The following is a 12,700-nucleotide window of genomic DNA, read 5'->3' on the forward strand; positions in this document are numbered from 1 at the left end:
GAGCATCCAGGGCGTTAATGTGGCAAGTTTTCCCTTGACCTCGGCGTATCTCTCATGGAGATTCGCGCCCCGTCGGGTTTTCTCCGGCTGGCCCTACAATGGGTGGGGTGTGTCCGTCCCTCAGACACCACCCCTCATTTACCACATATTTTACCACTCCCATGGCAACAAAAAAAGCAGCGGCAAAAAAGGCAGCAGCCAAAAAAGCTCCCGCTAAAAAAGTGAGCAAAAAACCAGCCAAGAAGGCACAGGCCAAAAAAACACCTGGCAAGAAAACCACCACAAAAGCTGGTAAAAAAACCACCAAGAAAGCTGCCCAAAAAGCCACTGTAAAAAAGGCCACTGTAAAAAAAACAACGGCCAAAAAGACAACGGCCAAAAAAACAACGGCCAAAAAAACAACGGCTAAAAAGACAACGGCTAAAAAGACCACCAAAAAAGTTGTCAAAAAAGTTGTCAAAAAAGCCCCTGTAGAAAAGCCCCCCGTTGAGGATGCTCCGGCGCAAAAAGCCGTGGTCAAAAAGGACGCCCCTAAAAAACCTGCCGCCAAAAAGGCACCCAAGAGCCGGATCGACACCCCGGAGATCCAGGAAAAAATCCGTGAGCTGATCAAACTGGCCAAAGAGCAGGAATACCTCACCTATGACGATGTCAACGAGGTTCTCCCCAATGACCTTGTTGATCCGGGTGACGTCGAGGCCATCCTCGACCGGCTGCGCAAGATGGAGTTCGACGTCATCGACGCCTCCGAGGTGGACTCCTACCGCGACCGCAAAAAGGACGCCGACGATGTCAATACCACCAAGGCCGACCAGAAGCTCGATATTCTCGACGATCCGGTCAGGATGTATCTCAAGCAGATGGGCCAGGTCCCGCTTCTTACCCGGGAGCAGGAAGTTGAAATTTCCAAGCGTATCGAGGATGCCGAGATCGCAGCGAACGCCGAACTCCACAAGTTTGGCTTTATCGCCGCCTGCTACCTCGATCTCGCCGACCGCCTCGGCCGCGGCAAAGAACGCTTTGACCGTGTCATCCAGGACAAGAAAATCGAAAGCCGCGAGCGCTACATGCGTGCCCTTCCCAAGCTTTGTGAGCAGGTCCGTAACCTCCACGAGGAAAACGACCAGATTTTCCGCAAACTCCAGGCAAAGAATCCGCGTGGCAAAAAGAAACTCGTCGACAGCTTTGATAAAAACCTCATTTCCATCGCCCGCCTCTACAACCGCTTCTACTACAAACAGAAAGTCGTCGAAGACTTCAACGTTGAAGTGGAGGAAAACCAGAAGAAACTCTGGAAATACGAGAGAAAACTAAAGTCCAAGCCTGGCGACAAGGAATTCGAAACCAAGGTGCGCGAGATCCAACAACTCTCGTGGCACAAGGCCGATGACTTCACCGTTTCCCGTAAAGGACTGCGCCAGCGCACCCGTGAAGCCTATCAGGCGAAAACCGAAATGGTCGAAGCCAACCTCCGGCTTGTTATCTCGATCGCCAAGAAATACACCAACCGCGGTCTCTCGTTCCTCGACCTCATCCAGGAAGGCAACATGGGTCTGATGAAGGCGGTGGAGAAGTTCGAGTACCGTCGCGGCTACAAATTCTCAACCTACGCAACATGGTGGATTCGCCAGGCGATCACCCGCTCGATTGCCGACCAGGCACGGACCATCCGGATCCCGGTCCACATGATCGAAACGATCAACAAGCTGATGCGCGTGCAGAAGCAGCTGGTCCAGGAATACGGTCGTGAACCCAGCCCCGATGAAATCGCCGAGGAGATCCACCTCCCTGTCGAGCGTGTCCGCGCCGTGCTGAAAATGGCCCAGCAGCCCATCTCTCTCCAGGCTCCCGTCGGTGATTCAGACGATACATCCTTCGGTGACTTCATCGAGGACAAGGCCGCTGAAAACCCCATGGAGGAAGCAGGTTTTGCCATGCTCAAGGAGAAAATCGGCGATGTGTTAGACACCCTCACCGAACGTGAGCGAGAGGTGCTGGAACAACGCTTCGGACTCAAGGACGGCTACTCCCGCACACTCGAGGAAGTGGGCCGACAGTTCCAGGTGACCCGCGAGCGTATTCGTCAGATCGAGGCCAAGGCCCTGCGGAAGATGCGCCACCCAACGCGTATCCGCAAACTGGAGGGTTTCATCGAGCTTCCCAACCTACCGTAGGGCGGGTTTTCAATTTGCCGGCAACCCAGGCATCTTTGTAAACAGGCGACCTTATCATGGGCCGCCTGTTTTTTTGTTTCTATTCTCTGCCGGTATGCGTAGCAATCAGGTGACTGGGTGATCGGCTCCGTTGGAAAATCTCCACCCATCCGACGAAATTTGTCCTCCTATTCGTCATTGAATACAACGAGGTTCCCGCTAGATACACCGCATGAACAAAGTCCCGGTCGAAGTTTTTGATACACCTGAGTCTGCCGTCGCCCAGCTCGCTGCCGATACGGCCCAGCTCATCCGGACCAACGATGCCGTTGGAAAAGCCACCGTTCTGGGTCTCGCGACGGGTGCCACCCCATTGCGGTATTACCAGGAGCTCATCCGGCTCCACAATGAAGACGGGCTCTCATTTAAAAACGTGATCACGTTTAACCTCGATGAATATGCAGGTCTGCCGCGTGATCACAAGGAAAGCTACTGGCACTTCATGCATACACACCTTTTTGATCATATCGATATCAAACCAGAAAACATCAACCTCCCATCAGGAACGGTATCTGCGGAGGACATCCCGGCGCACTGCGAGCAGTATGAACAAGCGATCATCAACGCCGGTGGCATCGACCAGCAAATCCTCGGTATCGGTCGCACTGGCCACATCGGTTTCAACGAACCAGGCTCACCCAAGGACTCGCGGACCCGGGTGATCCATCTTGACCAAATCACCCGTGAAGATGCCGCTCCTGCCTTTGGCGGCATTGAAAACGTGCCGTCAACGGCCATCACCATGGGCTGTGGAACCATTCTCGCAGCCCGCCGTATTGTGCTGATGGCATGGGGCACCGGCAAGGCCGCCATTGTCAAAAAAGCCGTCCAGGGGCCGGTCAACGACATCGTATCCGCCTCATACCTTCAAGAACACGACAACGCCGTGTTTTACATCGATGCGGCCGCAGCCTCCGAGCTGTGAGTGAGCCACTCAAGTCAATGGCCATGCCCCTGTCTCAACCACAGGGGCATGATTTTGTCCACAGACCGTGTCATTACTTCACGGACTGAAAAACCTGCCATTTTTTATCGTATAATGCTACCGTCCAATCTTAATGTAGCCATCATGCGATTCCTCATCCGACTTACCACCCTGCTCTCACTTCTCCTCCTCGGCATTGTTCCTGCGCACGCCAAGAAAAAGATCCTCTTTCTCGCAGGGCCGCCAAGCCATGGCAACGGAGAGCACGAATTCCGCGCCGGCTGTATGCTGCTTGCCGATGCCCTCAACGCCAGCGGTGCCGATGTCGAAGCCAAAGTCCACTACTACGGCTGGCCGAAGGATGAATCCATCTTCGAGGGGGTCGACGCATGCATCATTTACGCCGATGCCGGGGGCCAGCTTGGAAACAAGGTCGGGTTTCTCGATCAAAAAGTCAAAGCCGGTATGGGGATCATGTTTATGCACTACGGGGTACACCCCAGCAAAGAAATCGGAGAAAAATACTTCAAACACTGGATCGGCGGATACATGGAAACCGGCTGGTCGGTGAACCCACACTGGATCGCGGACATCGAAGCCCGGAAAAACCACCCGGTTGCCCATGGCCTCGCCAAACCCATTACCGCTTTTGATGAATTTTACTGGAACATGCGCTTCCCCAGCAAAGATGAATGTGACTGTTGCCATCCGCTTGCCACCGCCACCCCTACCCCTGAAAAAGTCGTCCGCTATATCAACCTGTGGAACGAGCATGGTGAAAAATGCTTCGGCACCGAGCAGGCGCTGATGTGGTGCCGTGACCCGAAACCGGGCGCGGGTGGACGCGGCATCGGCTTTGTCGGCGGCCACTACCATCGGAACTGGGCCATCGATGATTTCCGTAAACTTGTACTCAATGCCATCGTCTGGCTTGCCCGGGCTGAGGTCCCCGAAAACGGAATCCCATCAAAACCAGTCACCCTCGATATGCTCAATGCCAATCTGGATCGTCCGGTGAAAGGCAAACCCGTCCAGCTCCCCACAGAGGCACTGCTTCAGCAAAAACCGATGCCGCTCCCAGACCTCAAAGCGAAGTCCGCAGGCAAGAAGAAAGCCCGGGGCAAGAACAGGGATGCTGGTAAAAAAAAACGCTAGGTCACTCAGGCTCGAAACCACTTTACCAAAGCCCCAGGCTCCTGGCTGCCGATAAACAACGCACCCACCAGGTCAGCGTCGATATCACGGGCCTGACTGAAATCGAACTCCACATCGGAGACCTGGGCAACTACTCCCACGACTGGGCCAACTGGATCAATCCATCCTTTGTCAACGCCAGTGGCCAATCCATCCCAGCTACCGAAAAATACGTCTCCGCCTCCAAGCAGGGCTGGAAATCACTCGCCTTCGACCGTAACATCGGGGGCAAACCCCTCACCATTGCTGGCAGGAAATATGACCGTGGCTTTGGTTGTCACGCAACTTCATGGGTGACCCTCAAGGTGCCGAAGGGCGCCGTAAAGTTCACCGCCCTTATTGGCCTCGATGACGGTGGTGCCATCCGCGGTGGCAAATTCACCCCGGCCTCCGTGCAGTTCAGCGTGCGCACGCCACGCGGACCGGACGCCCCATGGGAATCCGACCAACAACCCGAACTGGTTAGTCTGGAGCATTTCAAACTCCCCGCCGACCTCGAAATCTCGGTCTGGGCAACCTCCCCCCACCTTTACAACCCGACGAATATCGACATCGACCACAAAGGTCGGATCTGGGTGGCCGAAGGAGTCAACTATCGCCGACACAATGGCCGCCGACCAGGAGGTGACCGCATCGCTGTGTTAGAGGACACCAACGGTGATGGGAAATGCGACAAGTCACACACTTTTGTTCAGGAAAAAGGCCTCGTCGCCCCTCTCGGTGTCGCTGTTTTTGATAACAGGGTTTATGTATCACAGCCACCCGAGCTCATCGTCTACACCGACGTTAATCGTGATCTCAAATTCGACCCCGCGGTCGACAAACGCGAAGTCCTGCTCACTGGGTTCAATGCCCGCAACCACGACCATTCACTGCACTCACTCACGGCCGGGCCTGACGGGAAATTTTACTTTAACAACGGCAACTGCGGCGCGGTTTTCAAAGACCGCTCAGGCAGGAATTTCTACATGGGCGGCCCCTACAAAGGTGGCGGTGGCGATTGGCTGGTCGATCACCTCGCCGTCTCCGGAAAACGCTCCGATGACGGTCATATCTGGACCGCCGGCTTCACCGTGCGCATCAACCCGGATGGCACCAACGCCGAAATCGTCGGCCACGGCTACCGTAACTCATACGAGCAGTCGCTCGATTCCTACGGCAACGTTTTCCAAAACGACAACGACGACCCGCCCGCCTGCCGCGTTTCCTACGTCCTCGAATACGGATGCGCCGGGTATTTCACCCGCGACGCAAAACAGCTGTATCGCACGGTCAAACGCCCCGGCCAGGATCACGGACGCGCCCACTGGCGCCAGGACGACCCTGGTACCATGGATGCCGGCCACATCTACGGTGGCGGCTCGCCCACCGGCGTCACCATGTATGAAAACGGCGCCCTGCCGGAGAAATACAACGGTGCCTTCTTCTCCTGTGAACCAGGAAAAAACACCATCTTCCACTACAACCCCACCCCCAAGGGCGCTACCTTCAAACTCGAACAGGACAACCTCGTCACCACCAATCCGGACAAGAAATACGCAGGCTCGGATTTCGTTGGTGGTGGAGCCGATGCCAGCGACAGCAAAATACTCTTCCGTCCATCCGACATCTGTGTCGGCCCCGACGGTGCGCTTTATGTGTGCGACTGGTATGATGCCCGTGTCGGCGGCCACGCCGATCGCGATGACTCGTGCTCGGGCACCATTTACCGCATTGCACCGAAAGGCTTCAAACCTAACATCCCCGGCTTCGATCTCGAAACCATCGAGGGGGCGGTCACCGCCCTCAAGAGCCCCGCCGTCAATACCCGTTATCTCGGCTTTCGCGCCCTGAAAAATCACGGCGAAACCGCCCTCCCCGCCGTTGGCAACCTGCTCAACGAAACCAACGAGCACATTGCCGCCCGTGCCATCTGGTTGCTCCCGCACCTTGGGAAAAAGGGCCAGTCGGAGTGTGTCAAACTCCTCAAGGTCGGCTACCCGCATATCCGCCTGACCGCCTATCGCGCCCTAAGGCGGGCCGGCATGGACATCCTCCCCTACGCGCAACAGCTCGCCACCGACCCCGATCCCGGTGTCCGCCGCGATGTCGCCCTCTCCCTCCGCGACCTTCCTGCGGAACAAACCAAGGGCATCTTCGCCGTGCTCGCCGCACAGGTCGACCACACGGATAAAAACGCAGTTGAAGCCATCGGACTTGGTGCCGCCAACCAGGAAAACGAAATCTGGCTCGCGATCAAAGCCGCCATGAAACCCGGCGCGCCGCACGCATGGTCGGATCAATTTGCCAGACTCACCTGGAGACTCTGGCCGTCCGCCGCTGTCCCCGATCTCGTGGCCCGGGCCATCCATCCCAGCCTAACACCTGAAGCGCGTAAACTCGCCGTCGAGTCCCTCGCATTCATCAACCACCGCTCATCCGTCGATGCCATGCTTGCCTTGGCAGACAACCCGCTTACCAAAGCCAGCGCCACCTACTGGCTGCTGCGCAATGGGCTTGGCGAATGGAAACAGTACAACATCGCCGCCGAGCTCAAAAAACGGAACATCTATGATCCTTCAAAAATCAAACCTGTCGCCGTCACCGTCGCGGCACCTGCAAAACCCCAATTCAGCGTCAAAGACGTGCTCGCCCTCAAAGGCGACGCCACCCGTGGCAAGGCAACCATCACCCGCTGCGTCATGTGTCACCAGATCGGGGAAACCGGCCCTAACTACGGACCTTCCCTCAAAGGCTGGGGTGCCGGACAAAGCTCGGATGTCATCGCACGCTCGATCATCGAACCCTCTGCCGACATCGCCCACGGATACGAGGGAACGGTCATCCCGTTGAAGGCAGGTGGCGAAATCCACGGTCTGCTCAGCAGTGACTCCGATCCGCTCATCATCACCTCCACGGGTGGACAGACCCAGATGATCCCCCGCCACCTCGTCAAAGGCAAACCCCGCCACCTCAAGCGCTCGCTGATGCTCAGCGCCGATCAGTTAGGCCTCACAGCCCAAGACGTCGCCGACCTCATCGAGTATATGAAAGTCTGGAAATAACGCCATAAGGATGCCCAGCAAACCAACTCCATAGACCATTTAAACGGGCACCATTTCCTTCAAGGCCGTGGAGAGCAGGAAGCAGGTGATGTCTTCCTCCGGCACCCCGGTAATCCGGTGCATGGCCGTGCGGTAGGTGTCGAGTTGCCCGGAGTATTTCCCGGCAAGTGACTCGGTACTCTCGTCACGGTCGGTTTTAAAGTCGATGATGGTGATTCTGACGGGTTTGCCGTTCTCCAAATGAATGACAGCGCGGTCGATGACACCACTGATCCATTGGTCGTCTTGCCGCGTTTCGAAGGGTTGTTCGCGGAGCAGCTGGTAATCGCCTTGCGGGCGCATGAAGTGGGGGCGGATCGACTTTGTCTCCAGACATTCCAGCACAAGGCCGGCTGCCGCCTTGTCATCAAGTTCAGGAAGCTCATCCAACCAGGTGATTTTCTCAAAGTGGGCGTGTACCACATTGCCAAAACGCATGCCTTTCCCGTTCCTGAGTAAATCTCCAGCTTGTTGCTTCTTCGTTTGGCTGGCAATCTTCCTGGCCAGTCGTGGCGTCGCAGGCTGGAGCGGCTTTGTTGGAACCTCCCCGACACCTGTTTCCTGCCTTCTGCCTCCCGTCGGCAGCCCCCCCCCGGATTCATAGAGAACCTTGTATGGGACCTCACCTAACAAAACCTCACGAGCCGTAAACGATGCGGTTGCTTCACGTATCCAATCGTCATACTTCTTCCGTGGCTCCCACCCGTCTTTCACGGGATCGAGAATGCAGTAGGTGGCCTGTTTGGCCCGGGTCAGGGCGACGTAGAGGTTACAAAAACGTTCGTAACATTGGTCGGCCTCCCAGGCAGCCATCATCTCGCGAAGTGCGGGGTCGGCTTCGCAGATGTCCTTGGTGGGTTTTTTAATCACGTATTCGGTGGTGCCGAGATGCCCTTTTTTTTCCAAGGCATCCAGGCGACCCGCGTCAGTGAACTCCTTGCCCCCCCCGAGTTCAGGCAGGATCACCATATCGAAGCCAAGCCCCTTGCACTTGTGGATGGTCATCACCTGAATCACCCCCTCACGCGTGGTTTCGCGCAGTGAACGGCTCTCTAACATACTTACCCAGTCGTCAAGACTTCCACCCTTAACTGAAAAGTCGTTGGCGGCTGCGAGGATCTCATCAAGCCGGGACTGGCCGTAGTCGGATATTGTTAATCGATCACGCAGGGATATAACAATCTTACCGACAAGTGCCTCCACCCCATGTCTAGCCACCTCGCCGGTAAGCCAGCGCCACTGGTTTTTCGGGTCATTTGTATCACACAGCTCGTTAATAATCTCCCCGAGCGGCGACATGGAAACGTGGATCTGGCCAAAGGTGTGGGCGGGATTTCGTAACCACCGGAACAGGTCGAGAATCACCGCCCCCTCCGGCCCGTCTGCCACGACACTTTCTGATTCAGAAGCCACAGGGATATGGGGAAGTTCCGTGCGAAGAAAATCAACGATGTCGGTGACCTGATCGTTTTTGCTCACCAGTATAGCGCAGGTCAACCCGTGGGCCAGCGGCTCGGTTTTTTCGATGAGGGATTTCATACAAGCGAAACGGGCCCCGGTTTTTTCATCGCCATCCGTGTCCTTGGCATCGAGTGTTGTTTCCAAAACCAGGGTGTGACCCGGTTTGTCCCCGCTAGGTTCATGGGGGTGATAGAGCCACCGGTCGATGGCTGCGGGGGGGAATATGGACCGCCATTTGGGGGCCGACAGATCACAGACGGTATTGACCAGGTCCAGCACACTCTGGGACGAGCGGTATGAGCGATCCATATCCCACTCGGCGAGTCGCTCGCCGTAGTGCTCCTTGAGGTCATCAAAGAGCCGGGGCTCACCACCGCGCCAGCCGTAGATGCTTTGTTTGCTGTCACCTACCACAAAGACCGAACGTTGGCCGTCGGTGTCCTGCATGATTTCATCCACCAGATTGGAAACCGCCTGCCACTGCGGCTGGGAGGTGTCCTGGAATTCATCTAACAACCAATGGTCGTAGCGGGCATCGAGCCGGAAGTCGATCAAGCCCCTGACATCCTCCTCCCACAGTTTCATCGCGCCCTCACCTGCCAGCAGCAGGGTCAGGTCGGAGAAGCAGAGTCGGCCCCGACTCCGCACATGCTGGTGGTAGCGTTTTTCATAGGCCGAGATCACCGAGTAAAGCCCCTGGGTGCGTTTCATCTGGACTTCGATTTCATCCCGGATGAAACCGCCCGCCATATCGGCGATGGCCGCGGCCAGCTCGCCTTTGATCACTTGCTCGCGCTTTGAAAACACAGTGAGATAGCGACCCATTTTAAAATCATCCATGGAGACAATCGCATCGGTCAAGCGGGCCGGCAACGTGCCCACCGGGGTTCCTTTCACGCGGGTTTCCATCCAGTCGCATGCCTTTTTCCAAGAGTTCAAGTAGGAGCCATGCGCATTTTCAATATCGCCTAACAAAGACCTGACACGCCCGGCCCTGGCGGTGTAATCGCCACCCTCCGGATAGGGACATCCCTTTTCCCAGAGCCTGTCGATCCCACCCCAGCGTTCAGGATCAGGCGCGGCCAGCCAGCGGTTCTGGTGTTTTTTGACAAAGTCTTCCAGTGTCTGGCAGAGTCGATTCTCCTCCTCGCCCCAGGTCGCTTGTTTAAACGATTGGAGAAAGGCCTCGCGCTCGTCCTTGCGGGTTTGATGGTTGGAAAAAATGGTGGCCATCACACTCAGGCGTTCGGCTGAGATGGCGGTGTCCTCCATCAGGTCAAACCCACTGAGGCCTAGTTCGAGCGAAAAATTGCGCACAATCCGGACGAAGTAGCTATCGAGAGTGGATAGCGCCAGACGGTCGAGGGCATCGATAAGCGTTTCCAGTTTCCCTTGGAAAAACCCGGCATCCATCACGGGCAGCCCGGCGACCGAACCTGAGACGAGCGCCGGTATGCTGTCGGTGCCCCGGATGATTTCCTCCAGTTGCGCGGCGAGCGCGGTCGCACCATTTTCATCTGCTGCCCCGTCGGCCAAGCGGGTCATGATCCTCCCGGTGAACTCCCCCGCCGCCTTACGGGTAAAGGTGAGCGCGATGATTTTTTCCGGCGCAACGCCGAGAACCATCAGGGCGAGAAAGCGGTTGGCGAGTTGGAAGGTCTTCCCGCTACCAGCTGAGGCGCGGATCATGGTACTCTGAATGGTGCCTGGCATGTGTGGGTGATTGAACCGCTTGTGCCGGTATGTTTCAAGTTTACAGTTTGCGCAATAGCCGATTCTCGCTATCAAGAGCCATGCTTGCAGCCTTCGAACTCTACGGCATCGGCCATGTGGGAGCATTGATCTCGCTCGCCGCAGTTGCGGTGCTGGTGGTCCGCCGGTGTGGAAAAGGCGAACACACGGCCCGGGCAAAATCGGCGATCTCGCTGCTGGCCTTCTGTTGTTTTGCCGCCTACCCGGTCAATCAGGCCGCCTGGGAGTCGGTGGGCGGCACGGCGTCACTGACAGCGATCATCCCTCTTCACCTCTGTGATGTTGCGGCATTTCTCTGCGGCTTCGCCCTGATCACACGACGCGCACTGCTGTGTGAACTATCCTATTTCTGGGGGCTGGCTGGAACCGTGCAAGGATTGCTGACACCCAACCTCCCCTACGACTTCCCCCACCCCGTGTTTCTGGCCTTTTTTATGCAGCACGGCGTGGTTGTGATCACCGCTTTGCTGCTGCCGCTCGGGCTCGGTTGGCGGCCGCGCCAAAGGGCGTGGCTCAGGGCATTCGCGTGGATCATGGTCTATGCCGTGGCCGCCACGATCGTCAATCTGGCGCTGGGTACGAATTTCGGTTTCCTGATGGGCAAACCGACCGAAGCCAGCCTGCTGGACATCATGCCGCCGTGGCCGGGCTATATTCTCTTCCTGGTTGCACTGGCTGGACTCCTTTTTTACCTGCTTGAACTACCCTTTAAAAAGAGTCAGCAAAAATAGGGCGTGCCTTTTACCTCATTTTAGATTTAGTTCCCGTCTGCCCCTCAAGGCACCCACCGTCATGATTGATCCCACACCCCAGCCGTCCCCCGATCTCCCGAAAAAGAGGCAGCGCGTCAACCTCCGCCGTCCCGATGTGATGGCCATGGTCCAGGCCGAGGTGGAACAGCACTACAGGTCATCAATCGTCGAAAAACTCCGCTCCCATGGTGGCGAACTGACGATCGGCAACACCACCGTGCGACTCGCGAAGCAGTTTGGATTTTGTTACGGTGTGGAACGGGCCATCGACCTCGCCTACGCCACCCGCAAGGTGTTTGCCGACCAGCGCATTTTTTTGATTGGAGAAATCATCCACAACCCGGAAGTGAACCAACAACTCAGCGACATGGGTATTGTCTCACTGCCGTGGAAGGATATGTCCAGGGAGTATGACGATCTCAACGACGAGGATGTTGTCATCGTCCCCGCCTTCGGGGCCCCGATGAGCTTCATGGACAGACTCGCGGAGATTGGTTGCCACGTAGTCGATACCACCTGCGGCGATGTCATGAAAGTCTGGCGCCGGGTCCGCGAGTATGCCCAGAATAATGTCACCTCGATTATCCACGGCAAGGCAGGCCACGAGGAAACACGGGCGACGGCATCAAGGGCCCTGGGCAAGGAAAAAAACGGGCAGTATCTGATCATCCTCACCCTCGCCGATGCCGACTATGTCTGCGATTACATCCGGGGGCATGGTGACAAAGCCGAATTCATGGAAAAATTCGCCAATGCCTGCTCCCAAGGATTTGACCCCGACCAACATTTAACACGTCTCGGTGTCGCCAACCAGACCACCATGCTTCAAAGCGAAACCGAGCACCTTCAAGAGAAGATCCGGCAAGCCCTCGTTGACCGGGATGGCAACGAAGCGAATTACCACGTGTTCGACACCATCTGCGGTGCCACCCAGGAGCGACAGAACGCGCTCTTCACCATGCTTGACACCTCCAAGCAGAAGCCGATGGACATCCTGCTAGTCGTCGGTGGTTACAACAGCTCAAACACCACCCACCTGGCGGAAATCGGTCAGGAGAACCTGCCCACATTCTTTATCCGCAATGCCAAGTGTATCGAGTCGCTCGAAAGCATCATGCACTACGACCTCGAGCATAAGGAGGAAATCCAAAGCGAATACCCCGGACTATTCCTCCAGGACAAACCCGCCGTGATCGGTGTCACGGCAGGCGCTTCTTGTCCTAACAACCTGATCGAATCCACCATCGTCCGGGCCATGGAGCTACGGGGCATCAGCAAGGAAGATCTTGAGGCGGTGAAGTAGTCGTACCGTGAGGAGCT

General features: G+C 56.6%; 7 protein-coding genes and 1 pseudogene. 7 read left to right on the plus strand and 1 reads right to left on the minus strand.

Translation table 11 applies throughout. From position 1 onward, the window contains the following. The first annotated feature begins 161 nt into the window (after positions 1–161). The 5 genes and pseudogenes from rpoD to H7A51_09585 all read left to right on the plus strand — a co-directional run bounded on the left by rpoD (position 162) and on the right by H7A51_09585 (position 7,376). Positions 162–2,174: an RNA polymerase sigma factor RpoD gene (gene rpoD, locus H7A51_09565; protein MCP5536465.1), complete on the plus strand. Its 2,013-nt coding sequence runs from the start codon at positions 162–164 to the stop codon at positions 2,172–2,174. A 211-nt stretch (positions 2,175–2,385) separates the two neighbouring features. Next, positions 2,386–3,138 carry a glucosamine-6-phosphate deaminase gene (nagB, locus tag H7A51_09570; protein ID MCP5536466.1) on the plus strand — a complete coding sequence of 251 codons (753 nt, stop codon included), beginning with the start codon at positions 2,386–2,388 and terminating at the stop codon, positions 3,136–3,138. A gap of 144 nt (positions 3,139–3,282) precedes the next feature. Beyond that, positions 3,283–4,293, plus strand: coding sequence for a ThuA domain-containing protein (locus tag H7A51_09575; protein MCP5536467.1), 1,011 nt, complete (start codon positions 3,283–3,285; stop codon positions 4,291–4,293). A gap of 41 nt (positions 4,294–4,334) precedes the next feature. Further along, positions 4,335–4,739 (plus strand): annotated as a pseudogene (locus H7A51_09580) (NPCBM/NEW2 domain-containing protein). 60 nt (positions 4,740–4,799) lie between these two features. Beyond that, positions 4,800–7,376, plus strand: a complete 2,577-nt coding sequence (locus H7A51_09585; protein ID MCP5536468.1) for a c-type cytochrome — start codon at positions 4,800–4,802, stop codon at positions 7,374–7,376. A 39-nt stretch (positions 7,377–7,415) separates the two neighbouring features. Here the strand turns inward: H7A51_09585 and H7A51_09590 are convergent, their stop codons facing one another. After that, positions 7,416–10,589: a UvrD-helicase domain-containing protein gene (locus H7A51_09590; protein ID MCP5536469.1), complete on the minus strand. Its 3,174-nt coding sequence runs from the start codon at positions 10,587–10,589 to the stop codon at positions 7,416–7,418. Positions 10,590–10,669: 80 nt separating this feature from the next. On the opposite strand from H7A51_09590, the gene H7A51_09595 reads away from it, so the two are divergent. After that, a complete protein-coding gene (locus tag H7A51_09595; GenBank protein MCP5536470.1) occupies positions 10,670–11,359 on the plus strand; it encodes a TIGR02206 family membrane protein in 690 nt (229 codons plus the stop codon). Positions 11,360–11,420: 61 nt separating this feature from the next. After that, a complete protein-coding gene (locus tag H7A51_09600; protein ID MCP5536471.1) occupies positions 11,421–12,683 on the plus strand; it encodes a 4-hydroxy-3-methylbut-2-enyl diphosphate reductase in 1,263 nt (420 codons plus the stop codon). Positions 12,684–12,700 lie beyond the last annotated feature (17 nt).

It is taken from the genome of Akkermansiaceae bacterium, assembly GCA_024233115.1.
Lineage (GTDB): Bacteria > Verrucomicrobiota > Verrucomicrobiia > Verrucomicrobiales > Akkermansiaceae > Oceaniferula.